31 protein-coding genes, 1 tRNA gene and 1 pseudogene are annotated in these 26,189 nt (G+C 53.3%); 12 read left to right on the top strand and 21 right to left on the bottom strand.

Annotated elements, in window-relative coordinates; genetic code table 11:
• From mlaA to ccmA, 10 genes are all read right to left on the bottom strand, one after another.
• Positions 1-765: a phospholipid-binding lipoprotein MlaA gene (gene mlaA, locus LQK91_RS01295; RefSeq protein ID WP_003853085.1), complete on the bottom strand. Its 765-nt coding sequence runs from the start codon at positions 763-765 to the stop codon at positions 1-3.
• 150 nt (positions 766-915) lie between these two features.
• Positions 916-2,127, bottom strand: a complete 1,212-nt coding sequence (gene ccmI, locus LQK91_RS01290) for a c-type cytochrome biogenesis protein CcmI (RefSeq protein ID WP_003853087.1) — start codon at positions 2,125-2,127, stop codon at positions 916-918.
• The gene (locus LQK91_RS01285) at positions 2,127-2,579 is read right to left on the bottom strand and encodes a cytochrome c-type biogenesis protein (protein WP_003853088.1); all 453 of its coding nucleotides are present in this window, start codon (positions 2,577-2,579) and stop codon (positions 2,127-2,129) included. The genes ccmI and LQK91_RS01285 overlap by 1 nt, the downstream gene beginning before the upstream one ends.
• Entirely contained in the window at positions 2,576-3,133 is a 558-nt protein-coding gene (locus LQK91_RS01280; protein ID WP_003853089.1) for a DsbE family thiol:disulfide interchange protein, read from the bottom strand. Before LQK91_RS01280 ends, LQK91_RS01285 begins: the two co-directional genes overlap by 4 nt.
• On the bottom strand, positions 3,130-5,088 hold the full coding sequence (locus tag LQK91_RS01275) for a heme lyase CcmF/NrfE family subunit (RefSeq protein WP_008926497.1): 1,959 nt from the start codon (positions 5,086-5,088) through the stop codon (positions 3,130-3,132). The genes LQK91_RS01280 and LQK91_RS01275 overlap by 4 nt, the downstream gene beginning before the upstream one ends.
• Entirely contained in the window at positions 5,085-5,570 is a 486-nt protein-coding gene (gene ccmE, locus LQK91_RS01270; RefSeq protein WP_008926498.1) for a cytochrome c maturation protein CcmE, read from the bottom strand. The genes LQK91_RS01275 and ccmE overlap by 4 nt, the downstream gene beginning before the upstream one ends.
• Positions 5,567-5,800, bottom strand: coding sequence for a heme exporter protein CcmD (gene ccmD, locus LQK91_RS01265; protein ID WP_039659712.1), 234 nt, complete (start codon positions 5,798-5,800; stop codon positions 5,567-5,569). The genes ccmE and ccmD overlap by 4 nt, the downstream gene beginning before the upstream one ends.
• Entirely contained in the window at positions 5,797-6,537 is a 741-nt protein-coding gene (locus tag LQK91_RS01260; protein ID WP_008926499.1) for a heme ABC transporter permease, read from the bottom strand. The genes ccmD and LQK91_RS01260 overlap by 4 nt, the downstream gene beginning before the upstream one ends.
• A 67-nt stretch (positions 6,538-6,604) precedes the next feature.
• Positions 6,605-7,264, bottom strand: a complete 660-nt coding sequence (gene ccmB / locus LQK91_RS01255) for a heme exporter protein CcmB (RefSeq protein WP_008926500.1) — start codon at positions 7,262-7,264, stop codon at positions 6,605-6,607.
• Positions 7,264-7,881 (bottom strand): cytochrome c biogenesis heme-transporting ATPase CcmA, encoded by a 618-nt coding sequence (gene ccmA, locus LQK91_RS01250; RefSeq protein WP_008926501.1) that lies wholly within the window; start codon positions 7,879-7,881, stop codon positions 7,264-7,266. The genes ccmB and ccmA overlap by 1 nt, the downstream gene beginning before the upstream one ends.
• A 242-nt stretch (positions 7,882-8,123) precedes the next feature.
• Here ccmA and LQK91_RS01245 point away from each other — a divergent pair, with 242 nt between their 5' ends.
• From LQK91_RS01245 to LQK91_RS01230, 4 genes and pseudogenes are all read left to right on the top strand, one after another.
• Positions 8,124-9,059 carry a formate/nitrite transporter family protein gene (locus tag LQK91_RS01245; protein WP_105098944.1) on the top strand — a complete coding sequence of 312 codons (936 nt, stop codon included), beginning with the start codon at positions 8,124-8,126 and terminating at the stop codon, positions 9,057-9,059.
• A gap of 240 nt (positions 9,060-9,299) precedes the next feature.
• Positions 9,300-9,374, top strand: a tRNA-Arg gene (locus tag LQK91_RS01240).
• Positions 9,375-9,544: 170 nt separating this feature from the next.
• A pseudogene (locus LQK91_RS01235) lies at positions 9,545-9,722 on the top strand (Arm DNA-binding domain-containing protein); the annotation flags it as partial.
• A 296-nt stretch (positions 9,723-10,018) separates the two neighbouring features.
• Entirely contained in the window at positions 10,019-10,237 is a 219-nt protein-coding gene (locus tag LQK91_RS01230; RefSeq protein WP_050540853.1) for a hypothetical protein, read from the top strand.
• 233 nt (positions 10,238-10,470) lie between these two features.
• On the opposite strand, the gene LQK91_RS01225 is transcribed toward LQK91_RS01230, so the two are convergent.
• On the bottom strand, positions 10,471-11,286 hold the full coding sequence (locus LQK91_RS01225; protein ID WP_146257612.1) for a serine protease: 816 nt from the start codon (positions 11,284-11,286) through the stop codon (positions 10,471-10,473).
• Positions 11,287-11,346: 60 nt separating this feature from the next.
• Between LQK91_RS01225 and LQK91_RS01220 the strand changes: the two genes are divergently transcribed.
• Positions 11,347-11,694, top strand: a complete 348-nt coding sequence (locus tag LQK91_RS01220) for a hypothetical protein (protein ID WP_105098942.1) — start codon at positions 11,347-11,349, stop codon at positions 11,692-11,694.
• Position 11,695: 1 nt separating this feature from the next.
• Here the strand turns inward: LQK91_RS01220 and LQK91_RS01215 are convergent, their stop codons facing one another.
• Positions 11,696-12,484, bottom strand: a complete 789-nt coding sequence (locus tag LQK91_RS01215) for a DUF4225 domain-containing protein (protein WP_008926506.1) — start codon at positions 12,482-12,484, stop codon at positions 11,696-11,698.
• A gap of 82 nt (positions 12,485-12,566) precedes the next feature.
• Here LQK91_RS01215 and LQK91_RS01210 point away from each other — a divergent pair, with 82 nt between their 5' ends.
• On the top strand, positions 12,567-13,049 hold the full coding sequence (locus tag LQK91_RS01210) for an Hcp family type VI secretion system effector (protein WP_008926507.1): 483 nt from the start codon (positions 12,567-12,569) through the stop codon (positions 13,047-13,049).
• Between the two features lie 304 nt (positions 13,050-13,353).
• Here the strand turns inward: LQK91_RS01210 and LQK91_RS01205 are convergent, their stop codons facing one another.
• The gene (locus LQK91_RS01205) at positions 13,354-14,223 is read right to left on the bottom strand and encodes a helix-turn-helix domain-containing protein (RefSeq protein WP_105098941.1); all 870 of its coding nucleotides are present in this window, start codon (positions 14,221-14,223) and stop codon (positions 13,354-13,356) included.
• A 177-nt stretch (positions 14,224-14,400) separates the two neighbouring features.
• On the opposite strand from LQK91_RS01205, the gene LQK91_RS01200 reads away from it, so the two are divergent.
• Positions 14,401-15,300, top strand: coding sequence for a DMT family transporter (locus LQK91_RS01200; protein WP_105098940.1), 900 nt, complete (start codon positions 14,401-14,403; stop codon positions 15,298-15,300).
• A 36-nt stretch (positions 15,301-15,336) separates the two neighbouring features.
• Here LQK91_RS01200 and LQK91_RS01195 read toward each other — a convergent pair whose 3' ends face one another.
• A complete protein-coding gene (locus LQK91_RS01195; RefSeq protein WP_003848934.1) occupies positions 15,337-15,570 on the bottom strand; it encodes a hypothetical protein in 234 nt (77 codons plus the stop codon).
• 291 nt (positions 15,571-15,861) lie between these two features.
• Here LQK91_RS01195 and LQK91_RS01190 point away from each other — a divergent pair, with 291 nt between their 5' ends.
• A complete protein-coding gene (locus tag LQK91_RS01190; RefSeq protein WP_008926511.1) occupies positions 15,862-17,088 on the top strand; it encodes an L-lactate MFS transporter in 1,227 nt (408 codons plus the stop codon).
• Between the two features lie 48 nt (positions 17,089-17,136).
• On the opposite strand, the gene LQK91_RS01185 is transcribed toward LQK91_RS01190, so the two are convergent.
• Entirely contained in the window at positions 17,137-18,012 is an 876-nt protein-coding gene (locus tag LQK91_RS01185; protein WP_008926512.1) for an SMP-30/gluconolactonase/LRE family protein, read from the bottom strand.
• Between the two features lie 263 nt (positions 18,013-18,275).
• Between LQK91_RS01185 and LQK91_RS01180 the strand changes: the two genes are divergently transcribed.
• Positions 18,276-18,449: a hypothetical protein gene (locus tag LQK91_RS01180; RefSeq protein ID WP_008926513.1), complete on the top strand. Its 174-nt coding sequence runs from the start codon at positions 18,276-18,278 to the stop codon at positions 18,447-18,449.
• Between the two features lie 75 nt (positions 18,450-18,524).
• On the opposite strand, the gene LQK91_RS01175 is transcribed toward LQK91_RS01180, so the two are convergent.
• The 4 genes from LQK91_RS01175 to LQK91_RS01160 all read right to left on the bottom strand — a co-directional run bounded on the left by LQK91_RS01175 (position 18,525) and on the right by LQK91_RS01160 (position 21,142).
• Positions 18,525-18,806: a lipoprotein gene (locus LQK91_RS01175; RefSeq protein WP_003848928.1), complete on the bottom strand. Its 282-nt coding sequence runs from the start codon at positions 18,804-18,806 to the stop codon at positions 18,525-18,527.
• Positions 18,807-19,080: 274 nt separating this feature from the next.
• Complete coding sequence (locus LQK91_RS01170; RefSeq protein ID WP_039659612.1) at positions 19,081-19,887, bottom strand: hypothetical protein; 807 nt, start codon at positions 19,885-19,887, stop codon at positions 19,081-19,083.
• Positions 19,888-19,896: 9 nt separating this feature from the next.
• Positions 19,897-20,349 (bottom strand): universal stress protein, encoded by a 453-nt coding sequence (locus LQK91_RS01165; RefSeq protein ID WP_105098939.1) that lies wholly within the window; start codon positions 20,347-20,349, stop codon positions 19,897-19,899.
• Positions 20,350-20,362: 13 nt separating this feature from the next.
• The gene (locus LQK91_RS01160; RefSeq protein ID WP_105098938.1) at positions 20,363-21,142 is read right to left on the bottom strand and encodes an IclR family transcriptional regulator; all 780 of its coding nucleotides are present in this window, start codon (positions 21,140-21,142) and stop codon (positions 20,363-20,365) included.
• A gap of 149 nt (positions 21,143-21,291) precedes the next feature.
• Between LQK91_RS01160 and LQK91_RS01155 the strand changes: the two genes are divergently transcribed.
• From LQK91_RS01155 to ypdK, 3 genes are all read left to right on the top strand, one after another.
• Positions 21,292-22,890 carry an MFS transporter gene (locus LQK91_RS01155; RefSeq protein ID WP_105098937.1) on the top strand — a complete coding sequence of 533 codons (1,599 nt, stop codon included), beginning with the start codon at positions 21,292-21,294 and terminating at the stop codon, positions 22,888-22,890.
• A 2-nt stretch (positions 22,891-22,892) separates the two neighbouring features.
• A complete protein-coding gene (locus LQK91_RS01150) occupies positions 22,893-23,921 on the top strand; it encodes an HlyD family secretion protein (RefSeq protein WP_105098936.1) in 1,029 nt (342 codons plus the stop codon).
• A gap of 203 nt (positions 23,922-24,124) precedes the next feature.
• Entirely contained in the window at positions 24,125-24,199 is a 75-nt protein-coding gene (ypdK, locus tag LQK91_RS22045; RefSeq protein ID WP_099257831.1) for a membrane protein YpdK, read from the top strand.
• Positions 24,200-24,250: 51 nt separating this feature from the next.
• Here the strand turns inward: ypdK and alaC are convergent, their stop codons facing one another.
• Complete coding sequence (gene alaC / locus LQK91_RS01140; RefSeq protein WP_008926517.1) at positions 24,251-25,483, bottom strand: alanine transaminase; 1,233 nt, start codon at positions 25,481-25,483, stop codon at positions 24,251-24,253.
• A gap of 117 nt (positions 25,484-25,600) precedes the next feature.
• Complete coding sequence (locus LQK91_RS01135; RefSeq protein WP_003848913.1) at positions 25,601-26,125, bottom strand: GNAT family N-acetyltransferase; 525 nt, start codon at positions 26,123-26,125, stop codon at positions 25,601-25,603.
• Positions 26,126-26,189 lie beyond the last annotated feature (64 nt).

Below are 26,189 nucleotides of genomic sequence, written 5' to 3'. Positions count from 1 at the left end.
TTACTGCGCGTCGATATCCTTCAGGTCATCCTGAATCGCGGCTGCGTTAGGGTTGTCTTCCGGCTTGAGCTTGCCACCGCGCGCCAGGAAGTCGTGACGCTGGAAGTAAGCGTTACGAATAAAGGCGTAAGGATCGCTCTGCTGTTTCAGGATCGCATCGGAATCCAGCAGCTGCGCACGGGTCTCGATCCCTTCAAGCGTCCATTTACCGATCGACATCGGCCAGGTCAGCCAGCCAAGAATCGGATAGAGGGTATCAACGTAGTCGCCGCCATCCTGACGAACCGTAAAGCTGCCATAGGCAGGCAGTTCAACGTAAGGACCATAGCCAACGCCGTAATGACCCAGCGTAGTACCGAAACGGTGCGGCTCTTCACGCGCCAGTTCCGGGTTCGCTTTACCGGCAACGTCAATGAAACCGCCCAGGCCCAGCACGCTGTTCAGGAAGAAACGGGTAAAGTGAATACCCGCATCGCGCCCGTCACCCACTAGGATGGCGTTGACCATGCTGGCAGGTTCTTCCAGGTTGCCAAGGAAATTGCTCAGGCCGGTACGTGCCGGAACCGGCACATAATCGCGCCAGGCGACAGCGACCGGACGTAACACATACGGATCCAGCACATTGTAGTTAAAGTTAAACATCGTGCGGTTAAAGCCTTCGAATGGATCGCTGCGCCCGGCAGGATCGCTATTCGCGGGCTTTGAACTGGCACAACCCACCAGAAGGACGCTGGCCACAGCCAGGCTGGTCAGGCGATAATTCATTCCAATCTCCCTGTGCGGATGAAAAAGGTCTACCCATCGTTCAGGTCACAGCCCGGAGTCGAATCGGCTTACCCGATGAGCATAGCTGACTTTGTGCCAGAGGCAGCAGGCAATGGCACGCATCATTGTTAACATTATCAATTTTTACGTTCAGGGAAGCTGCTTATTGATCTCTACCGCGATGGACTGATGCCCATCCCAGGGCGTTACGGCGCTCAGCCCCAGCCAGTCACCCGGCTGCGGATTGGCGCTGCCATCGCGTGAAACGCGCACCCTTACTGCGACCTGATGCTGCGCCGAAAGCAGGCGATCTGGCATCATGGCGTTACTGTCATCCAGCGTCAGCGTCAGCGGGAAATGACTCAGCGGCATCCGCTTAACCGCCACCGGCACGGGTGAATCCCCGTCAGAAACCGAAATATACAACACTCCGTCTGGCGGTAACATTTTTTCTGCCTCAGGTGTCAGCGTCACGGTCAGCGCCAGCTGACGACTCTGCTGCCCTGCCTCACTTCTGGCCTTTTCAATGCTGCGGGCGATCATCGCGTGCCGCTTGTCATCGGCAGGCAACAGAGCTAAAAGCGTCTGCCATGCGTCGATAGCCTGATCGTATTGCTGCTGTCCGTAAGCATTAAACGCCAGCAGGCTCAGCGTCCGCAGGTTGTGCGGATCTGCTTTCAGCAATGATTGCAGCAGCAGTGACGCCTGCCGGTTATCCTGCGGGTCAGAAGATCGCGTCAGAACCTCTGCATAATCCTGTTTGAGCGCCAGATCGTTGGGGGCCAGCTGTAAAGCATGCTCAAAGGCCTGACTGGCGATCTCTGTATTATTCAGCACCATGCCGAGCCGCCCCAGCATCGTCCAGTCGGCCAGATTATCCGGTTCTGTTTGCAACGCGGTACGCAATCCGAGCTCTAAACGCGCCAGCTCTTCCATGCTCAGCGGTTTAGCGCCAGGGTCCATCAGACGGGCACGCAGCTCAGGATACGCCTGCTGCACCTGCATCCAGCCAGTGAATTGTGCCAGGCCGCCGGTTTTCAGATAAGTGCCCAGCGAGACCGCAATCAGTACAATCAGGCCTGGCAGCAAAATCCAGCGGCTGCTGGTGTGTGATTGCATTGCCTGTGACGGCGGAATATCCGCCAGTAGTGTCTGCTGTAATTCCCGCTCCATCAGCGGACGTTCAGCGACCACGCCCTGCGCTTCATCCTGCGCCAGCTCATCTATGCGCTGATGGTAGAAGCGCTGATTAAGACGATCGCGATCGCCTGTGCTGGCCTGACGTTGCCGCCAGCCCGCCGCCATAAACAGCGTGCAGGCTGCCAGCAGTAACAGAAAAAGGGTGATCCAAAATGCACTCATTACGGCTTCCTGTCTGACTTCAGTAGCGCATTAAGACGCTGTTGCTCATCTTCATCCAGCTCGCTGCGGGTTTTACGCTGACGGCTGCGCAGGATGATCACCGCGCCGCCCAGTAGCGCAAACAGCGCCGGGCCCGCCCAGAGAATCAGGGTGGAGGGCGTGACCGGTGGCGAATAGCTGACGAAATTGCCGTAACGCGCCACCATATAGTCGATGATCTGCTGGCGACTCTGGCCCTGCTTCATCAGCTCGTAGACCTTTAATCGCATGTCGGCGGCAATCATGGCATTCGAGTCGGCGATGCTGTTGTTCTGACATTTCGGACAACGCAACGACGCAGTCAGGTCACGGTATTGCTCTTCCTGGGCTACCGAGTCAAATTGCAGCGTGTCGATGGTCGCCCAGAGATTGATGCTGAACAGCAGGCCGCAGAGCAGTAACAGCGTTCTCATGATCCCGCCTCCGCGCTGTATTTCATCCACAACGGTTTCACTTCCTGCTCCCAGACACGCGCATTCAGATCGCCCGCATGGCGATAACGAATGATCCCTTTGCCGTCGATCAGGAAGGTTTCCGGCGCGCCATAGACACCGAGATCGAGTCCCAGCATACCGTTGCCATCATAAAGACTCAGCGCATAGGGATTGCCCAGCGTGTTCAGCCAGTTAACGGCCTTGCGTCGATCGTCTTTGTAGTTCAGCCCCACCACGCGGATGCCCTGCTCCGCCAGCGTATTCAGATACTGATGCTCTGCGCGGCAGGTCGGACACCAGGTCGCCCAGACATTCAGCAACATCGGCTTGCCATCCGTCAGCACATGCTGGTCGTAGATTTTGCCCGGCTGATCCAGTGCTTCCAGCCGGAACAGCGGCACCGGTTTGCCAATCAGCGCAGATTCGAGTCGGGTCGGATCGTCACCCTCGGCATTGCGGGTCAGCTGCCACAGCAGCGCCGCCGCCAGCAGCAGAAACAGCATCAGGGGAATGAACAGGATTTTCTTATTCATGTCCGCGCCTCCGTTTCCGCTTTTTTGCGCGAACGGTAGCGGGGATCGAACAGGCAGAATAGGCCACCCAGCGCCATCAGTGCGCCACCGAACCAGATCCAGCGAACAAAGGGTTTGTAGTAAATGCGCACGGCCCAGCTGTCATCATCCAGCTCTTCGCCCAGCGCCGCATAGAGATCGCGGCTGAAACCGCCATCGATCGCCGCTTCAGTCATCATGGTGCGGGCAGCGGTGTAAAAGCGTTTTTCCGCCTGCAGTGTTGCTTCATGTTTGCCGTTGCGGGTGACATCAATAATACCCATGCCGCCGCTGTAGTTCGGCCCCTGCAGATTCTGCACACCACGGAAGACAAAGTGATAGTGATGAATATCGACACTATCGCCTGCTTTCATCCGCACATCGCGCTCCACGCTGTACTGCGTGCTGAATGCAATGCCAATCACCGTGACCCCTACGCCCAGATGGCCCAGCACCATGCCCCAGTGACTGCGTGACAGATGACGTAATCCGGCAAAGAACGGGTGACGATGGGTGGCGCGTTCGTGCAGCTCCAGCAGTGTCAGTACAATAATCCAGAGCGACATCAGCAGGCCAACCACGGTCATCGCCTCAATGCGATCCTGCAACCACCAGGGAATGATCATGGAACAGGCCAGAGTCACGATCAGCGCCAGTGCCAGCCGTTTTGCCAGCTTTTGCGGTTCATCGCGACGCCAGCGCACCAGCGGTCCGATTCCCATCAGTAGCGCAAACGGCGCCATCAGCCAGCTGAACATGGTGTTGAAGAACGGCTCGCCGACCGAAATGCTGCCCAGCCCCAGTTGCTTATGTACCAGTGGCAACAGCGTGCCGAGCAGGACCACCAGCATTGCGGCAATCAGCAGCACATTATTGCCCAGCAAAAATGATTCGCGCGACCAGGTTTCATTCTGTACCCGGCCACGCACCTGCCCGCCTTTAATGGCGTAAAGCAGCAGCGAGCTGCCGATGACAATCACCAGAAACGCGAGGATAAACATCCCGCGCGCCGGATCGGAGGCGAAGGAATGCACCGACACCAGCACCCCGGATCGCACCAGGAACGTCCCCAGCAGGCTCAGCGAAAACGCCGTAATCGCCAGCAGCACAGTCCACGCTTTGAAGGTGCCACGCTTTTCAGTGACCGCCAGCGAGTGCATCAGAGCGGTGCCCGCCAGCCACGGCATAAACGACGCATTTTCAACCGGATCCCAGAACCACCAGCCGCCCCAGCCCAGTTCGTAATAGGCCCACGCCGATCCCAGCACAATGCCAATGGTCAGAAAGACCCAGGCCGCGGTCGTCCACGGGCGTGACCAGCGCGCCCAGGCGGTATCCAGCCGGCCAGCCATCAGTGAGGCGATGGCAAACGCAAAGGCCACCGAAAAGCCGACATAGCCCATATAGAGCAGCGGCGGATGGAAGATCAGGCCGATATCCTGCAGCATGGGATTCAGGTCATGGCCGTCTATCGGGAAGTCCGGCAGCGTGCGGCCAAACGGATTCGACGTCAGCAGGATAAACAGCAGGAAGCCAAGATTGATCATCCCCATCACTGCCAGCACGCGTGCCAGCGCATCCTGCGGCATACCGCGACTGAATATCGCCACCGCCAGTGTCCAGGTGCTCAGCAGCAACACCCACAACAGCAGCGATCCTTCATGTGCGCCCCAGGTGGCGGCGATGCGATAGTAAACCGGCAGCAGGCTATTAGAGTTGGTGACGACATAGGCAACGGTAAAGTCGTTGCTGATAAAGGCCCAGACCAGCAGTGCAAACGCCGCAGCGATACAGACAAACAGACCCGAGGCCAGCGGACGCGCCATCGCCATCAGGCGGGCATCCTGGCGCACCGCGCCCCACAGTGGATAGCTGCTCAGCAACAGGGAGAGGCCCAGCGCCAGGCAGAGCAGAAAGGTTCCGATTTCGGGCATCATGATGATTTATTTCCCACCTGATAGCGCGACTGCGGGCCGGTTTGATCACTCTTCATCGCGTTTTCAATCTCCGGCGGCGTATATTTCTCATCATGTTTTGCCAGAACCTCTTTGGCGATCACCTGGTTGCCCGCCGCCAGCACGCCCTGCGCGACAACGCCCTGCCCTTCACGGAACAGGTCCGGCAGGATCCCTTCAAAACTGACGCTGACCACACCACGCGCATCATAAAGTTTGAACGACACAGCCAGCGTTTTCGGATCGCGCCGGACGCTGCCGGGCATCACCATGCCACCGACGCGCAGCCGCTGTCCCGCTTCGGGCTTCTCGTGCGCCTCCCCTTTGCCGTAGAGGATTTCGCCTGGGGTATAGAAGAGATCGATGTTTGAGCGCAGCGCATACATCACCAGCGCGGTGGCCAGGCCAAGACCGAGCAGGATCGCCAGGGCCGCATAAAGGCGGTTGCGTCGACGGATATTCACAACTTCTCTCCTGCCGCTTCAGTCGCGGCTTTTTTCGATTTTGCTGCCCGGATGCGACGTTCACGTGCGTCACGCTGGCGAATCTCCGCCAGCAAACGGCGGCGCAGTAACAGGGTATGCAGCGTCAGGCCGATCAGTGAAAGCAACGTGCAGGCCACTGCCAGCCAGACGTAGAAAGCGTAACCGCCCATCGCAAAGAAGGCGTGCCAGGAGGAAAAGGCTGGAGTCATGCCTGCTCCCCCCGCTTCGCCACATCAATCGCCCAGGGACGATGACGTTCGGTTAACAGAATCAGGTTACGCAGTCGCATCAGCGTCAGCGTAATAAAGACCAGCAGATAACCGAGGATTGCCCAGCGCAGCGGCGTGCGCATAACCGGCGCAATCGCCTGCTGGAGAATGCCCGACGAGCCCTGATGCAGGGTATTCCACCACTGCACTGAGAAGTGAATGATCGGCAGATTGACCACGCCGACCAGAATCAAAATACCCGCGGCCCGGCCTGCGGTGCGGCGGTCATCAAAAGCGTGATACAGCGCAATCACGCCCATATAGAGGAACAGCAGTACCAGCTCTGATGTGAGGCGGGCATCCCAGATCCACCAGGTGCCCCACATCGGTTTGCCCCATGCCGAGCCGGTGACCAGCGCAATAAAGGTAAAAACCGCACCCACCGGAGCCATGGCGGCGGAAACCAGATCGGCCATTTTCATCTGCCACACCAGGCCGATAAAGGCGGCGATGGCCATTGAAGCATAAACCCCCATCGACCACATCGCAGCGGGCACATGAATGTACATGATGCGGAAGCTGTCGCCCTGCTGATAGTCAGCGGGTGCGTATCCAAATCCCCAGACCCAGCCCAGCAGCAACGCCGCCAGCCCGGCGATGGCGAACCACGGAACCAGTCGCCCCGAAAACTGATAAAGCCGTTCGGGTCTGGCCAGCTGATGTAACGCTTTCCACATATCAAATGCTCACATTAACGATAAAAGAGTGTTGCCGCGTCTTGTACGCGCGGTTATTGCAAAGTGGCTATTGCAACGTGATGCGTAGCGCCGCCGCCGTAGCAAACGGCGCGAGTGTCGCACTGCCCATCAACATAGCGCCAAGAATCGCCAGATAGCCGCCAATCGGCAACCCCTGACTGGCCGCCTCCATCGCCGCACTGGCGAAGATTAAAACCGGAATAGCCAGCGGTAATACCAGCAGGCTCAGCAGCACGCCGCCGCGCCGTAAACCCACCGTCAGACCCACGCCAATCGCACCGAGAAAACTCAGGGTTGGCGTACCCAGCAACAGCGTCAGGGCCATTGCCCGCCAGCCATTAAAATCCAGTGACAGCAGCAGCGCGGCCAGCGGCGACAGGATAATCAGTGGCACGCCAGTGACCAGCCAGTGCGCCACCACTTTGCCGATAACCGTTACCGGCAGCGGCGTCGGCAGCAACACCAGTTGCTCCAGCGAGCCATCGCTGAAGTCATCACGGAACAGACGCTCCAGCGCCAGCAGCGACGCCAGCAGCGCAGCAACCCAGGCAACGCCCGGTGCAATGCGAGCCAGCTGTTGCGGGTCCGGTCCGATACCTAAAGGAAACAGGGTAATGACGATCAGGAAAAACCAGAGTGGATTGACGACATCCGCGCCGCCACGAAAGGCGATGCGTAATTCACGCTGGATGAGGCGAAACAGCATCACTCTGCCTCCACATCGCCGAGGCGAATTTTACGCACCCGCGCTGCCTCTGCAGGCAAATCCTGATGGGTGGTCAGGATCACTGCACCGCCGTTATCGGCATGCCGGGCGAACTGCGCCATTAATTTTTCAATACCCGCTTTGTCGATGGCGGTCAGCGGCTCGTCAAGAATCCATAGGCGAGCCTGACTGAGCCACAGACGTGCCAGCGCTACCCGACGCTGCTGTCCTGCCGACAACCGGCTGACGGGCACCTCTTCGTCGCCCGTGAGATCGACACTTTCCAGCGCAGCAAAAATCTGCGCATTACTGCAATCGGGATGGTAAAAGCGCAGATTTTCCAGTGGCGTGAGCACGCCTTTGACGCCGGGCTGATGACCCAGATAGAGCATCGCCTGATGCCAGCTTTCACGCTGACGCAGGATTGACTGCTGCTGCCAGCGTATTTCACCCTCTTCAGGACGGCTCAGCCCGGCCAGCAGGCGCAGCAACGAGGTTTTACCGGCACCATTGGGGCCTTCAATCTGCACAATGTCACCTGCGGATACGCGAAATGAGAGCCGCCGGAACAGCGACCGTTCGTCGTATGCACAAGTGAGTGTAATGATTTCCAGCATTGAAGGGGGAGTCGCACCAGCTAAAAGTGGCCGGGATATTACCACAATGTTGCTGTGGGCCGAAGTGTGAGCCAGCGCTCAGTTTCGCTGGTAAGGGATTATTCGTGCGTTTTCATCAGCAGTCTGAATAAAAATGCAGTTCCGAAAAACGTTGTTACGCTTATTCGCATCGGACGTTACATTTCCGGCAAATAAAAAACGGCTACGCTTATAACGTTACAGCACTATCACCAGGAGAAAATATGAAGCCTTCATCAGGTAATGAGCAGGGTCCTAACGACGTAGAGAGCGAAGAGAAGGACAAGGGCACTGACATCGAAGTTGATGAGGAGGCTTTACCCTCCCGCGCGGCTGCGATTCATGAAGAGATTCGCCAGGATGGGGAAAAGGAGCTGGAGCGCGACGGGATGGCGCTGCTCTGGTCTGCTATTGCTGCGGGCTTGTCCATGGGCGCCTCGCTGATGGCTAAGGGGATATTTAAGGTACATCTGGATGGCGTACCGGGCGCTTTCCTGCTGGAAAATCTCGGTTATACCTTTGGTTTTGTTATCGTCATTATGGCGCGCCAGCAGCTGTTTACCGAAAATACCGTTACCGCCGTATTACCGGTGATGCACAAACCCACCTGGGGTAACACGGGCCTGCTGTTACGGTTATGGAGCATTGTGTTGCTGGGTAACCTGATTGGTACAGCGCTGGGTGCGCTGGCCTTCAATGAGATGCCGATTTTTGACGAGGCCACCCGCCAGGCGTTTACCGACATCAGCATGAAGGTCATGGAAAACACGCCAGGCGAGATGTTTGCCAATGCGGTCATTTCCGGCTGGATTATCGCCACCATGGTCTGGATGTTCCCCTCTGCGGGCGGCGCGAAACTGCTGGTGATTGTGATGATGACCTGGCTGGTTGCGCTGGGCGACCTGGCGCACATTGTCGTGGGCTCAGTAGAAGTGCTCTATCTGGTGTTTAACGGCAGCATTAGCTGGCATGAATTCCTGTGGCCGTTTGCCCTGCCGACGCTGCTCGGCAACATCACTGGCGGCACCCTGATTTTTGCGTTGATCAGCCATGCACAGATTCGCAATGACATGAGTGAAGCCGCTGTGGCCAAAGCAAAAGCTGAGAAGCGGAAGCAGGAAAAACGCCGCCAGCGTGAAGAGCAGGAAAACGCGGAATAAATGGCAAGGGCAGACAAGGCTGATTTACCGGTTTTGTCTGCCTTTCAGGCATGCTGGCTGAACCTTTGATATTGAGATCAAACCGTCAGGCTGAAGCGGAGAATCTTTTCAGCGTGAACAGTCTGCACGCGTCCGTGCTTAACTGCGTTCAGTGCAGAAAACCGGGATTGCTGGCGGAATGAGCAAACGCGCGGCAACCTGGTGAATTTTCAGGACTGTTTCGCTATACTGCACGCCGCTGTCCTCTTAGTTAAATGGATATAACGAGCCCCTCCTAAGGGCTAGTTGCAGGTTCGATTCCTGCAGGGGACACCATATGCCTGTCTCTCAACGTCAACTTTATCCATTCCGTTCAGTAAGTTAATTCAATTCTATAGTCTACCTGCGTCTCCAGCAGGCTCACAAAATCCACAGTGTTATGTTGGTATAATTGTTAGTATGTTTGGTTCGATAATGCAGATACCATCAGCCGGAGATTTTTTACTATGCCACTCACTGAGTTAAAGGTAAGGAATTCAAAGGCTGCTGCGAAGCCTGTCAAAATGACAGACGGTAATGGTATGCATCTTTTTATTACCCCCACACGGTTCCAAATACTGGCGTTTTCAGTATCGCTTTGGCAGCAAACAAAAGATTCTTGCTCTCGGTGTTTATCCTGAGGTTTGACCTGCTCCCCGTTGATAAACACGCCGCGATGTTAGTAATGTCTTCATAAGCCACATGAGGACATCCCCATGAACGCGGGATCCGCGATAAGGAAATGCAGTTAAAGCAGTGATGTGAAATTTTCGACCAGATCCTCAACAAATCCATAGCAAAATAATGAGCACCAAAATCATATAAGGAATTAAAAATGAATAGATTTTCAACAGTTGCAGCCCTGTCTTTAGCAGTTTTGCTTACCGGCTGCGACAGCAAACCCTCCTCTTCCGAAATCCAGAAAGCTATGCAGGACAACATTGAGCGCACAAACCAGACAGCGATTCGGTGAGAATAGCAAAGACATGCTCACGACTCTAAACCAAGCTGATAAGGTTTCCTGTAAGGAGTCAGAGGAAAAAGGGAAATACCTTTGCAAAGTGGATACTGATATAAAACTACCCATGATGGGCGAGAAGCAAACTGTAGCTGAATTTAAATTCATTAAAAACGATGGTAACTGGAAAGTGTCACCGTAACCTAACGCATCAATCTACAATAGAAATTCTTAGAAAAATCCCGAAGGAAAGCTATTTTATTCAATTGCAGCGCCAGAAAATATATCAAAAAAACAAATCATTCACACCATTATCAGGATTTTTTTAGGGATGAAAAACACTCACTATTAATTTACACAAATTAATGAGTGAGCTTTTGCAACTCTACTTAACTGTGCGAGAAGGTATAAGAATTATATTTGCCCAAACCCTATCTAAGCATCATCATCATTTAAGTATGAATTAAGATTATCAGCAAAATCAATCAAGGTAGAACCTACCAGAAAATTACCTCTTTTAGGTCGATGTTCTTTGAATATACCAATAGCTTTTAAAGAAACTCCGCCGTCCAATTTATTAATTATCAACTGAGCAATCACGCTTCCACTCATACCTGCAAGCGAAGTAACGGTTTTATTAGTACTGGCATCCTCAAAACAGATGTTTTTTTCTTTTCCGCCAGCAATAAAATGGAAATAAATATCTTCGGTTTTTCTTTCATAAAAAAAGTTGTGAAAATTAATATTAAAAGGCGACAAGCCTTTCTCAGGGTGCATTTTATGTAACTTATTAACTTTTGATGGATATCCCATGATCACAAATGAAGATGTTTTCTCAAAAAAATCGTTGTTAACTTTAGTATCAAAAAGAACGCTATTTGGTATAGCCTTCATGATTTTTTCAGACATAGGAATAATAGCGTAATCTTGTTCATCATTAAAAAATACTTCCAGATGCTCGAACTTAAATTTATTTCCGTCAATCGATATGAACGGCAATTCACTTTTTTGCATCTCTTTAATTACATGGGAAGCAGTAACAATACAAGGTATATGGTCACCTAATAGATATATAAAACCGCTTCCGATCAAAAAGGCCTCTTGTTTACGGTGAGGTTGAGTTATAAAAAAAGACACTAGTGAACTCTGCCATTCCAAAGCTAATTCAGTAGTCCTGCTCTCATCAATCCACGTTGGGGAATAGTGTATAATTGAAAAATGCGGATAAATTAATTTTGAGTCCTCTAACACTTTCATTTCCTTTTAAATGACAATATAATTTTTTCTGGTAAATTATTAGCAATGTGAGTTATGATCAATATAAATCTACAATTTGGTGATGATATGAACATTTTTGAAATTGAAGAAAAACTTGCTGAAAACGGTTTCAATGCGAAAGACATTGCTGCTTTAAGAATGCAAGCTGAAAAAAGTGGAACGACTTATCCGGCTTTACTTAAAGAGCTTAGCATACGTTTTATTGCTTCAATGGTCCTTGTAGCCATTCTTGCTATAGTCTGGATATACACGCTTATGCACAAGGATAGCCTCGCTGTTACCTCATACTCAATCACAATGCTAATCATAGCTCCTATTTTTTACATTTTCACACCCATGAAGTTAGGCTACAAATCATTCCGGTACACGAGAAAAAAGTGATTTATTTTTTATTATCGTAAATTGATTTCAGAGCCGAATAGTCATTATATATTTCCACGCCTAATTCAAAGCGGCTCATATCTTTGATACCCCTAACGAAGTCGGAGTTTACGTAGTAAAAAAGTCGAAATGTTTGAGGTTTTCTTATCAGCCTGAACATGCCATAGGCCGAAAGAGCAAGATCCATACTGCTGTAGGCAATTTCACCTGTTTTTTGATCAAAACCCAAGAACCTGGCTGCTCCAATGTAACCATCTTTCAAGAATCCCTGGGCGTCATTTTTTCCTGTAATAACATTCATTACACCTTCCTGAACGCCATTCACGCCATGAAGCGTGAGCATCGCACCAAAACCAACCCCTATTATATTTCCGGTTGCAGCTGAAGCGGCCATAACTCCAAACCCAGCCACCACCTGTAATCCACTCAGTACTACCCCCACACCATCGATAATATATCCCCAGATATCACCTTGCTGAACGAATTTTACTGAAGCATGCAATGCCGCCTGACCAGTACGAAGAAGTTGATCTTGTCTCATGAGATTACGATGTTCTTCTTTCAGGTTTTGAATGCATTGCTGGCATTCATCATCGCTGGCACCTGTTCGAATCGTATCAATCTGAGCATTAACGAAAATCTTCACTTCGTCCTGAAACTGAATCCTGTTGTAACCCTCAGACAAGTGAATCAAAGATAAGTGATTTGACGTACTAAGCAGCTGATTAGCTTCAGCATTAGCCATAGTCAGAAAGTAATCCTTGAATCGGTCTGGTTTCCAGTAGTCCATGACTGTGCCTTTATGTCATTATACGTATCGTTAAGTTTATTTAATCAGATTCCCTTGCGCAGGGAAAGCAAAAGGACCAGCTATGAGTACAGACATCTTCTTAAAAATCGATGGCATCACAGGCGAATCACTGGATAGTAACCATAAAGGCTGGATTGCTATTGAATCTTTCACCTGGGGTGCAAACCAACCAGGGAACATGTCTGCTGGAGGCGGTGGTGGCGCAGGAAAAGTTCAGTACCGGGACCTGTCGGTTCAGGCACTTATTGACAAAGCTACGCCAGCGATAATGCGCTACGTATCCAACGGCAAACATGTCGCCAAAGTTGAGCTTTCAGTATGTAAAGCCGGAGGCAGCCAGATTGAGTACTGTCGCATTACGCTTGAAGACGTCCTTATCACTAATGTGGTTTTCAATGGCACTACAAATCGTGACCTTATCGGAGTCTCATATCAGTTCCAGGCATCAAAAGTCAGAACACAGTATTGGGAACAGTCTGCGAGTGGCGGCAAAGGCGCTGAAACTCAGTCAGGGTGGGATATTAAAGGTAACAAAGAACTGTAATATCTCAAGAACATTGGATGGTTTAACACGTTCCGAAGCTTTTTATTTAAGGTGTCCATCAAGATTGGCACCTTCATATTTTATCTGCCCATAAGAATGTTTCTTAAAGTATAACTCTTAATCCGATGAGACAGTCTTGACACATTCATGAAGCATTAATGAAAATTAAGACTCATATGTTAAGCCAGAACTCAAAAAAGTTTTAATGCTCTGAAGAATCATTGCCGACTGGCTAAATGGTAATCCAGGGCTGGTTATTCAGTGTGGCTTGAAATCAGTATCTATAGCGGCAAGTTTAGAAATTTTAACAACTCCCCCGCCGGCACGCCGAAGGCGTCATGCCATAAACCTGACGAAAACGATGACTGAAGTGTGCTGAAGAGTGGAATCCACACTGAAAAGCAATGTCGGTCAGCGTCAGGTCAGGTCGCTCAAGCAACGTTCGTGCACGCTCCATACGACGGCGCATCACAAACTGATGCGGCGCTTCGCCCGTGGTGTGACGGAACATACGGGCAAAGTGAAACTCACTCAGTGCCGCTTCCTGCGCCAGCACCGCCAGAGTTAAAGGCTGGTCGAGATGGGTTTCAATAAATTCCAGAACACGTCGTAATACCGCCGGCGCCAGTCCGCCACGCACCTGTGGCAGTTGCCACCTGACTTCGCTGTAGTGCTGCAACAGATGGGTCAGAAGCAGTGTGGATGCGCTGCTCAGCACCAGCTGGTTTGCGGGCTGTCGCCAGTCACTGCTCAGAAGAAAGTGCCGATAAAGCTGGGTAATGCGGTCATCAGTGGAAAAGATTTTTTCATGCAGATTTAACTGCGCCGGGCTGCGGTCCCAGACCCGTTCGGCCAGCTGCCGCAGCTGGTTTTCGCTGCAATAGAGATGCACAAAGGCGAGATCGGCTCGCAGATCCCAGGTTGATTCCGTGCCTGCCGGCATCAGACAGAAGCGATCCGGTGCGCCCCCGTTACGCCAGCCGTGTGGGGTTTTATGCCAGGTGTCGTAGCCACCCGCCACGTAGAGGCTCAGCGTGTGATGATCGCTGAGATTAGTCACACGATCGCCGCTGTTGAACCAGGCTGCCAGCTGAATGCCACTATTAAGATGCACATGGTCACGCAGTTGCGCTTTGTGACGTTGCAGCATTTCAAAGGTCTGGTAGGTACGCATCGAAGTATCAGTTCAGATAAAACAGAAGGTCAGTTTACGGATTGTAAGGGACAGAGAACAGGTCACATTGGGACGGAGGATAAAAATGCGCAAGATTTTGCAAATCCGGCGCAATGCCCTGCAAGACCAGAACGTAGTGCAGATGCAGAATCAACGCTTTAGATCGGAGAATCTGGCATGAACCTGTTTTTGTATCTTTCTGTCGTACTTATCTGGGGCACGACCTGGATCGCGATTTACGCGCAACAGTCTGCGGGCGATAACGCCGTGGTCGTCGCTGTGTTCTGGCGGTTTTTGCTGGCTTCACTGGTCATGCTATTGCTGCTTAGGCTGATAAAACGGCTGCACAGACTGACACTGCAGGATCATCTCTTTTGTATGCTGCAGGGCTGTTGTGTCTTTGGCTTCAACTTTGTCTGTTTCTATTACGCGTCCGGCTATATCAGCAGCGGGCTGGAGTCAGTGATTTTCTCAATGGCTGTGATGTATAACGCCATTAATAGCTGGGTATTCTTCCGTCAGCGCCCCTCTGCACGTCTGATTCCGGCGGTAGTGCTGGGGATGGCAGGCATTGTTGCCCTGTTCTGGCACGATCTGCGCAGCACGCAGGCCTCGGCAGAATTGATATGGGGCATTGGATTGAGTGCACTGGGCACCCTGGGATTTTCATTCGGCAATATGATCAGTCAGCGACATCAGCGTCTGAAACGCGACGTACTGACAACTAACAGTTACGGCATGTTATACGGTGCGGTTGCGATGGCCCTTGTCTCGCTGGCACAGGGGATTTCGCTGCAGCCAGCATGGAATACCCAGTGGGTGGGAGCCTTAACTTATCTGGCTCTGGTAGGGTCGGTGATAGGGTTTGGTGCCTACTTTACGCTGGTCGGTCGCATCGGAGCCAGTCGTGCTGCATATACAACTGTCCTGTTTCCGCTGGTTGCACTGGCACTTTCCACCCGATATGAAGGGTACGAATGGCATGCCAGCGCCATCCCTGGCATTGTCATGATTTTGCTGGGCAATGTTGTGATGTTTGCCCGCTGGCCGGCAAGCCGTCGCTGGGTCATTATCTGACATGAATGCGGGCTAAGGCCCGCGTCCGGATGGGCGTTACGCCGACTGCTGCTGAAGAAGTTTCTGTGGTTGATTGATCGCTTTACGCGCAATCCAGTAAAGCAGAACACGCTCATCGTCACTATCACGATCGGCCATGGAGAGCAGTTTCAATGCCAGGGTCGATTTGGTCACAGGCTGCTGTTCTGTACTGAGTTCAATCACCGCCTGACCGATGATGCAGCAAACGTCATCCTCACTGCTATTGGATTCATATGTCCGGTCTTTCATATTTCCTCCTGTTAAGTGAGTTGTAAGTCTGGCAAACAATCTGGAAACCCGCTCACAGAAACAGCGAAATGAAACATTATCTTACGGCTAATTACGCTTACACATCATGATGCCGTATTGGTTACTTTTCCCGTTACGTCCCGTCGCTGCACCTGTGACGATGCCGTTCATACCCTCTGAAGGGCATTTCATTCCCTGATCCGTTCTATTCATGCCTTTATTACACACGCACGCGAAGCACGGCTTTATTCTGACCGCAGTTTCCAGATTCCCGGACGGGAGAGAAAAATCATGAACCAGACTCAACAGGCTTCTTACCAGCGTTCCCGCTGGCTTACATTGTTCGGCACGGTCATCACTCAGTTCGCGCTGGGGTCAGTCTACACATGGAGTTTGTTTAATGGCCAGCTGTCACAGAAGCTGGATGCCCCCGTCAGTCAGGTCGCTTTTTCTTTCGGCCTGCTGAGTTTAGGTCTGGCTATCGCCTCTTCGCTGGCCGGTAAATTACAGGAACGTTTTGGTGTACGCCGCGTCACTATCGGTGCAGGTGTACTGATGGCACTGGGTTTCTGGCTCACCGCTCACGCAAATAACCTGATGATGCTCTATTTCAGTGCCGGCTTGCTGGTCGGTCTGGCCGATGGCGCAGGTTACCTGATGACGTTGTCTAACTGCGTGAAGTGGTTCCCTGAGCGCAAAGGAATGATCTCTGCCTGTGCGATTGGGGCATACGGTCTGGGCAGCCTGGGATTTAAATTTATTTGCGGGGCGCTGCTGGCGACGGTGGGTCTGGAACAGACCTTCATGATCTGGGGCGTGCTGGCGATGTCGATGATTATTCTCGGTGCGCTGCTGATGCGTGAAGCACCACTGCAGCAGATCGGAACCTCAACTAAAGGTCAGCAACATACGCGGGATTACACGCTGGCACAGTCGGTACGTCTGCCGCAGTACTGGATGCTGGCGCTGATGTTCCTGACCGCCTGTATGAGCGGCCTCTATGTGATAGGCGTTGCCAAGGATATCGGCGAAGGCATGGTGCATCTTTCCACGCAGACAGCTGCCAGCGCAGTAACAGTGATCGCGATTGCCAACCTGAGCGGTCGTCTGGTACTGGGTGTGCTCTCTGACAAAATGATGCGCATCAGAGTCATTTCACTGGCGCAAATTGTGTCTCTGATCGGAATGAGCGTGCTGCTGTTTACCCGGATGAATGAGATGACCTTCTTCCTGTCACTCGCCTGTGTCGCCTTCAGCTTTGGCGGCACTATCACAGTGTTCCCATCGCTGGTGAGTGACTTCTTCGGGCTCAACAACCTGACTAAAAATTACGGTCTGCTCTATCTCGGCTTTGGTATCGGTAGCGTGCTGGGTTCACTGGTCGCCTCACTGTTTGGTGGTTTCACCGTCACCTTCAGCCTGATTATGACGCTGCTGGTCATCTCGCTGTTCCTGTCACTCACTATCCGCTTACCTCAGAGTTCCATCACAGCAGAACCGGTGTTGCAACGCCATTAACGCTTACTGACAATGATTACGGGCCGCGATTAAGCGGCCCGTAGTCGTTTAACCGCGGAATCGCGGCTCTGCCATTCCCGCCACCGCCAGGTCTACTGCAAAGATATCGCCGGACTGCGGATAGCGTGCCAGCTCCTCTTCCGTGCGATCTTCACGTGAACTGGTAATGAACAGCGTTTTAAGATCGGCACCGCCAAAGGCCACCATGGTTGGCCACTTCACCGGCAGCAGGATCTCATCGACGATTTCGCTACTCTGCGGATCGATACGTACCACGCGTCCGCCATCAAACTGTGCAGACCAGTAAAATCCTTCACTGTCCACAGCAGCGCCATCCGGTAGCCCGCCCTTCGCGTCGAAACGGCGGAACAGCGTGCGCTCACCCGGTTCGCCCTGCTCATTCAGCGGATAGCGATAGAGCGCCTCATTTGGCGTGTCGCTGTGATACATCCAGCGTCGGTCAGGAGAAAATGCCAGCCCGTTGGAAATTTTAATGTCGCGCGCCTTCACCTCCAGCTTCAGGTCAGGCGTCACACGGCACAGCAGGCCGCCGTTTTTGTCCTGCGGTTCCCACAGGCTGCCGCACCAGAAGTTACCCCAGGGATCAACGCGGCCATCATTAAAGCGACTTTGCGCAGCGATACCGGGATTCTCTGCGACCTTTTTCTCCGGCTTACCCTGCGCATCCAGCAGCCAGACACCGCCGCGCAGTGCCGCTATTATCCCGCCCTGCTCACGCAGCCCAATACATCCCACCTCTTCCGCCTGCGGGAAGGTTTGCAGCTCGCCGCTGACTGGATTAAAACGGTGAATGGCCGGTGCCAGGATATCGACACAGTAGAGCACCTGCTCCTCCACTGACCAGAGCGGGCATTCGCCCAGCTCTGCCTGTAAAGCCAGAATATTTTTAACGTCATGCGGCATGTTTCTCTCCCATTGAACTGACATGCTAATAATGTAGTGGTAAAAACTTTCAAATGAGAATTATTTTCGCTTGATTTTGAGACTATTCTCTTTGATAGTATTTATTATTCAGTTCATTCCGATGTTTTTAATTCCCTCTGCTGCATAATTCAGCATTTTGAAATATTCCGTCATATCTTCTTAAATAACTCTACAAAGCCTGCATCTTCACTCCACTTTTCCGGCGTAGTGTCGTAGTCATTGGAAAAGAGGAGAAGCTTCCGATGAAGAGATTAATTAAAGTCGCTTCTGTCGTTGCACTGATGACGTTATTAAGTGGTTGTATCATCAGCCCACGACACGACAATGGCTGGCATCGCGGTGGTGGCGGCGGATATCATGGAGGCTACTATGGAGGTTATCACGAAGGGTATCATGGCGGTTACTATCGCCACTGACGGGCAAAGATGTCACACAGCATAAAATAAAAGCATTACATTTTAAGGGCGGGATATTTATCCCGCCCGTTTTATTTAGCTTTTCAAAGCATAATTACACTGGAACCACGCTTTCTTCAGTCCCGGAATATGACTCTCCTCGGCAGGCAGCGCTTCGACCTTATCAAATCCTTTACTGCTGCAGTAATTCGCCAGATCAATATCCATTGCGTCACGATTGACCTTTGCCGGGTCAAAACGGTACTGAACGGTATTTGAATCCGGATCTTCATCAACACGTTCGAATGCCCCGGGTTTGCTGGCAGTACATCCACTCAGCAAAATCAGCGCTACTGCGCCGGTAATTAGTTTTTTCATAGTTGTTGTCCTCACGTTGCCGCGCAGTGTATGACGCAGCATGTCGATCATCCATAGGATTTATGCGCGAAAATTAAAAATTTAGAAGCTTTTGCCGATTAATGTAATACGATTAAACGGCTATCGCTATCGTGCCATAAATGACAGGATGTACTCAGACAAGACGAAACGAAGACTGCACCACACCAGGAAATGCCAAAAATAAAAAAGCTGTTCCTCTCTCTTCCCTGCCCGCGCTTAGCGGGCTTTTTTTTGCCCGCTATTCCGCGGTCGCTTACTGACCCGTCATTGCCACCATTCTACGTAACAGGTTAGCGGCGCGTTTGTCAGGTAATGCCAGAATGGCACTGTAGAGATCAATGGACATGCCACACAGCGATGAGCGATCCACTGCCGTGTCAGCTGGCATATTTAGCTGCTGCAGTTTGTCGCCCCATTTCAGAAAGAGGCGTCCGACGATCTTTTGCAGATCATCCTGCGCCTGCGTCTTATCGAGGGGCTTTTCGGGCGGAGGGCTGTTAAGCAGCAACTGCTCCATGGCATCCGCTTCTTTGCGATTCAGCGAAGACGGTAGCGTAGTCTGTAAATTAATTCCTCCACTCACCTGCGGATAGAGAAAACGGAAGCAGAGACCCGGATCGATTTGATTCAGCGCCCGCATCTCTTCTACTGAGACGCCGATATAGTTAACCACCGCTGCATCCGTTGCGCGCATCAGCCGTTGGTTGACCACCTCAATCAGCCAGCCACGCAGTTCACCTGTTGCCTGCAGAGCGGGCTCGCCTGCACGGATTCGACGGGTCAGCTCCTGGGTCAGCAATAACCAGAGCGCGGGTTCCTGCGTTTGCAGCACGCGATAGCCTGGCATCTTTGCCAGTTGATTTACTGCCTGCTCATGCTGGCTTGCCTGCAACTGATGCGGCGCGACCCAGCTGAACCAGAGCAGATTAGCCATGATCAGGGGCAGCAGAAAAATGAGCAGCCCCTGCCACAAACGCAGTCGGGTGGTTTTGATCAGCACAATAACGATCAACGCCAGCAATGCAAACGCAGCCAGCGTAATAAAAAGCAGAGAATTCATGCTGCGGGGTTAATCCTTACGCACATCGATTAGCACAGGACAGTGAGCACGCTCAATCACCGCTGCGCTGACCGAGCCTTTTAATAATCTGTTAAACGAAGAGAGGTGGCGACGTCCCATGATAATCATGCTTGCCTTAAGCTGTTGTGACTGGGCAACAATGGTATCTGCCGCCTCACCCGCCAGGATCACGCCACGCGCATTAATGCCAGCGCGCAGTAACGGTGCCAGTGCATGACGCACCACCATTTCCGCCGTATTTTGCTCATCCTGTGCTGCCACAAAATCGGCCGGGTCTTCACCCGCATCGATTTCCATCGGCTGATTACAGGAGGAGTAGGCAGGATCGACGCAGCACAGCACCACCACATCGGCGCTATGTGCCAGCGCTTCTTCAATCGTCAAGGCAACCACTTTCCCGGCAACCGGAGAGTGGTCTATGGCCATCAGCAGGGTTTTCATCAGATGCTTATCCTTAAATCGCGGCAACTTTGCCGATTTCACGCACCAGCGCCTCTTTACACTTCAGCATCTCGTCACGAAAACGCGCTTCATGTCGCAGAAAACGAGCAGAGGGCACCAGTAAAGAGACAGAAAAGCGACCAAACAGCGTATCCAGCGCAAACGCCATGGTAGAGATCCCTTCCAGGGTTTCACCGCGATCCACGGCGATACCGGTTTCGCGGACTTCCCTGATAAGTTGTAGCAATTGTGGCAATGTTTTCACCGTCTGATCGGTCAGCTCCTGCCAGACGTCGCCAACAATCGTCCGGACATCTTTTTCACACTCCAGTGCCAGCAACGCCCGTCCGCCGGAGGTACTGAAGAGCGGCAGATTCAGTCCCATATGCGGGACAACCCGAAGTTCACGTGACGCCACGACATGGTGAATAATCGCCAGCTGGCTGCCGCTGGCGCGCGCCAGCGAGACCGTTTCATTAGTATCGGAAGAGAGTTTTTCCAGTAGCGGACTGACCAGATCAACCACGTCGGTATGCACGCTGGAGATCAGTTTTAACAGGGCAGGTCCCAGACGCAATCCGCCCGCCCCACTGCTGCGCACAAGCTCTGCGCTGTCGAGCGCAGCGACAATGCGCTGCACCGTTGAACGGGGCAGTTCCACCGCCTGAGCGATCTCGCCAAGGCTCATGCCGCCCGGCTGTTCGCCCAGCGCATTAAGAATTTTTGCCGCACGGGCGATGACCTGGATACCGCCCGTTTTTTCATCCTCGCGGCTGGAGGGTTGATGTGCCATAGCGTCGTCCTGTTTGAGCTGCCTTACTGTAGCGCGAATGCCGCACTTTTTACAGCCTGTACCACATTGCAATACAGCATACCGGGATGTAATATTACGCCCTGTACCACATTGCAGTACACTGCATCATAATAACGAGATTGCCAGTAATGAACGCTAAGCCCGCCACGCCGCCGGCTCCTCATCCTTTTACACTCCGACTAGCCCTGGGCCTGATCGGCGTGCTTATTGCTGCGCTGACCTCCGGGCTGAACGACCGCGTCAGTGATATCGCGCTGGCTGATATCCGTGCCGCAATCGGCATCGGTTTCGATCAGGGTAGCTGGATTATCTCCGGCTATCAGGCGGCAGAAGTTGCGGCGATGATGATTGCCCCCTGGTTTGCCGTCACCCTGTCGCTGCGGCGTTTTACACTCGGCGTGTCGGCGGGATTTATGCTGACCGGCATTCTGCTGCCGCTGGTGCCGGATCCCACGCTGTTTATCAGCCTGCGCGTGCTGCAGGGGTTGTTTGGCGGCGCACTGCCGCCGATGCTGATGACTGTTGCTCTGCGCTTTTTGCCACCGCCTTTTAAGCTGTTCGGCCTGGCGGGCTATGCCCTGACCGCGACGTTTGGCCCCAATATGGCAGCCTCGCTGGCCTCAATATGGACCGACCATGTCAGTTGGATGATGGTGTTCTGGCAGGTGGTGCCTGGCATGCTGATTGCGATGGTACTGATTAGCTGGGGGATACCGCAGGACCCGCTGCGTCCGGAACGTTTTCAGCAGATCGATCTGTTCGGCATGGTGACCGGTTGCAGTGCTGTCGCGCTGCTGGTGCTGGTGCTGACCCAGGGGGAGCGTCTTGACTGGCTGAACTCGCCACTGATCGCCGGTATGCTGCTCGCCGCGCTGCCGCTGCTGCTGGTTTTCCTGATCAATGAGTGGTTTCACCCGCTGCCGCTGTTTAAATTACAGATGCTCAGACGGCCCAACCTGGCGCACGGCCTGCTGGGGCTGGCCTGCGTGCTCATCCTGGGGCTTTCAGGTTCCGCGCTGCCTTCGGCCTACTTTGCTCAGGTGAGCGGCTTTCGCACCCTTGAGTTTGCCCCGCTGGCACTGACCGTAGGCCTGCCACAATTGCTCATCGCGCCACTGATTGCGGCACTGCTCAATATCCGCTGGATTGATTGCCGCTGGATGCTGACGGCGGGCGTCGGCCTGCTGGTGACTGCCTGTCTGCTGGGCTCGCAGATCACCAGTGACTGGGCGCGACAGAATTTCTGGCTGCTGCAAATCCTGCAGGCGTTCGGACAACCGATGATCATTTTGCCGATATTGATGAGTGCCACCAGCGTTGTGGCCCCACCTGAAGGCCCTTTTGCCTCCGCGATGTTTAACACGGTGCGCGGGTTTTCCAGTATTGCCGCCTCCACGCTGGTTGAGGTTTTCCTTTCTCATCGTGGGCAATTTCATTCCAGTGTCCTGATTAATCAGGCCGCCAGCCGCAGCTGGCTGATGACCGCGCCGACAGCCGATCAAGCCAGCCGCAGTTTGCCGCTATTGCCGGATGGCAGCATCAGCGCCAGCGATAATCTCAGCGGATTCGCCACCCTGGTCCGGCATCAGGCCACGATCCTGAGCCTGAGCGACAGCTGGCTGATGCTGACCGGCTTTGCCGCCTGCCTGTTATTGCTTACCGCCATCCTGCCAAAACGGGTCTGGCCGCCTCAAACTTTGATTCAACACCCTCCCCGGAATAACTGAATATGCGTACTTTTGAAATGAGAAGAACCCTGCTGCTGAGTCTGCTGCTGCTGGTGTTACTGGCCATTGCCTTTGTTGTCTGGACGATGATGACCAGCAACGATCACCGCACCAATGATGCTTACGTCAATGCGGATTACACCCTGGTAGCACCGAAAGTCTCGGGCTACATAAGCCATGTTGAGGTGCAGGATAATCAGCAGGTCAAAGCGGGCCAGTTGCTGGCAACGCTGGATGACCGTGACTATCGGGTGGCGCTGGAGAGTGCTGAAGCTGACCTGCAGGTGAGTCAGGCGAAACTGCTGAGCAGCCAGGCTCAACTGGAACAGCAGCAGTCGATGATTGATCAGCAGAAAGCCAGCGTCGCGGCAAGTCAGGCTTCTGCGCAGTATGCGGGTCAAAGCGCCGATCGCTATAACCGCCTCTATAAAAGCGGCACCGTCGCCGCTGACGATCAGCAAAAGGCCAGCTCAAATCAGCGCTCGGCGCTGGCAGCTGTCCATCAGAGTCAGGCTGCACTGGCATCGGCAATAAAACAGGTGGGCGTATTACAGGCGGCGGTGCGTTCAGCAGAAGCGGATGTTGCCGCAGCCAAAGCCAGCGTCGATCAGGCCAGGCTGAATCTCTCCTACACGCGCATTACGGCTCCTGTTGACGGCATGGTGGGTCAGCGTGCGGTGCGGACAGGCGCATACGTTTCAGCCGGAACCCGTCTGCTGGCCGTGGTCCCCCTGCAGCAAACCTACATTACGGCTAACTACCTTGAGACGCAGTTAAGCGATGTGCGCCCAGGACAGCGGGTCCGAATCCGGGTTGATGCCCTGCCAGGCGAGACCTTTACCGGTCATGTGGACAGCATCGCACCGGCCACTGGTGCAACTTTTTCAGCGATCGCTCCCGATAACGCCACAGGCAACTACACTAAAGTCGTTCAACGTCTGCCGGTGAAAATTGTGCTGGATGGCGACCAACCGCATCTGGTTCAGTTACGTGTCGGCATGTCGGCGATCCCTGAAATCGAGGCGCCCTAATATTGTGAGCAATATCTCAGAACGGGCCTATTTCATTTGGGTGGGATTACGCGTAAATTAGCGCCTGATCCTGTTCTGAGAGTTATTCAGATCGACCCGGAAGAGAGCAGACCATTACTGAAATGGCGATCTCTTTTCCACATCTGTTCGCGTTGCACTGGTTTGGGATCGCCATCATCGTAACCGCTCAGAGGAGTTGCTTTGTGAAATATGCCTTGATGGGAATATCTTTTTTCGCGTTACTTTGGTTCGGAACCTTTGTTCTGCTGCTGAAGTAATGGCGTGACAGTGCCGCCATGGGGCGACCATCGTGTCGCCCCTGCTGGCTGTCAGCTCTCTTCTTCTGTTTTCATGCTGCCCGGCAATACGCCATCGGCACGAAACATCGCCTTAATTCCCCGCACTGCCTGACGAATACGATCGCTGTTTTCAATCAGCGCAAATCGCACGTGCGTGTCGCCATAGTCACCAAAACCGATACCAGGGGAAACACAGACTTTCGCCTCCTGCAGCATATGTTTAGCAAATTCCAGCGAACCCAGATGTGCATAATGGTCGGGAATTTTTGCCCAGACGTACATCGAGGCTTTGGGGTTATCCACCATCCAGCCCGCTTCATGCAAGCCTTTGACCAGCACATCACGGCGGCGTTTATACTGCTCAGCAATGTCACGCACGCACTGCTGATCCCCTTCCAGCGCGGCAATGGCTGCCACCTGTAGCGGCGTAAAGGTGCCGTAGTCATGGTAACTCTTGATACGCGCCAGCGCGGCGACCAGCTCTTTATTACCCACCATGAAACCGATACGCCAGCCCGCCATGTTGTAGCTTTTCGACAGGGTAAAGAATTCAACGGCGACATCACGCGCGCCCGGCACTTGCATAATCGACGGCGCTTTCCAGCCGTCGTAGACAATGTCGGCATAAGCCAGATCGTGGATGACCAGCACGTTGTACTGCTTCGCCAGCGCAATCACCCGCTCGAAAAAGTCGAGTTCCACACACTGTGCGGTCGGGTTGGATGGGAATCCAAGGATCATCATTTTTGGCTTGGGGTAGCTTTCACGGATAGCGCGTTCCAGCTCATTGAAGAAGTCGACACCCGCCACCAGCGGCACCGAACGCACCTGCGCTCCGGCAATCACTGCACCGTAGATATGAATCGGATAGCTGGGATTGGGCACCAGTACGGTATCACCATGATCCAGCGTCGCCAGCATCAGATGCGCCAGCCCCTCTTTGGAGCCGATGGTGACAATTGCCTCAGATTCGGGATCGATCTCCACCTGATAGCGCTCAGCGTACCAGCGCGAAATCGCTCTGCGCAGACGCGGTATGCCGCGCGAGGTGGAATAACCGTGGGTATCGTCACGCTGCGCCACCTGGCATAACTTTTCGACAATGTGAGGCGGAGTCGGACCATCCGGGTTGCCCATTGAAAAGTCGATGATATCTTCGCCGCGCCGACGCGCAGCCATCTTCAGTTCAGCGGTGATGTTGAAAACGTAAGGGGGTAAACGTTCAATACGCGAGAAACGACGGGGTGTGCTGTTATCAGCCATGATGTCCTCTGGATTACGTAAGCGCCCGGACCGTCCGAGCGACGTGGGTCACTGCGGTGACCCGTTACGAACATAACGTGGCGAGGATCATTTTGTCGAGGGTGGCGGAAAATTTTTTTATTTTTGCGGATTCAGCCGTCCCAGCAGCCAATCGTTCACCCAGTGGCCATCCAGCAGATAATTATCCCGCAGCGTGCCTTCCAGCTGAAAACCGTTTTTCTCCAGAATACGACGTGACGCCCAGTTTCCTTCAATCACCATCGCCTTGAGTTTGTGAAAATCGGCTTCAAGCAGAAACTGACACAGCGCCGCCAGCGCTTCGCTGCCATAGCCCTGACCACAGTGGCGATGCAGCAGCATATAGCCCACCTCCGCCTGACGATACGGTTCCCATTCCGGGCTGCAGCCAAACAGGCCAATGGGCTCACCGCTGTCCTGGCGTCTTGCCACCAGGCAGAGCATATGAAAACTGCCCGGCTGCCAGGGTGCCAGACGCTGGGTGAAACGCTGTCGAATATCCGCTTCATCAGGAATTTCGCTTACCCATTTCATGGTGTCGGGATCTTCATGGACGGCACGAAACAGTTGCCAGTCTTCGGGTTGTAATTTACTCAGGGTTAGTCTGTCGGTGACAAGTTGCATCTGTGGCTCCCGATGGGCGCGGTTTTCCAGCGGTTACTGGCGCGCGTCACCGCGCAACATAGCA

Source organism: Pantoea sp. MHSD4 (genome assembly GCF_021043305.1).
GTDB classification, from domain to species: Bacteria; Pseudomonadota; Gammaproteobacteria; order Enterobacterales; family Enterobacteriaceae; genus Pantoea; species Pantoea eucalypti.
Note: the sequence above shows the minus strand (reverse complement) of the source record. Positions and strands in the feature narration are given on the sequence as shown.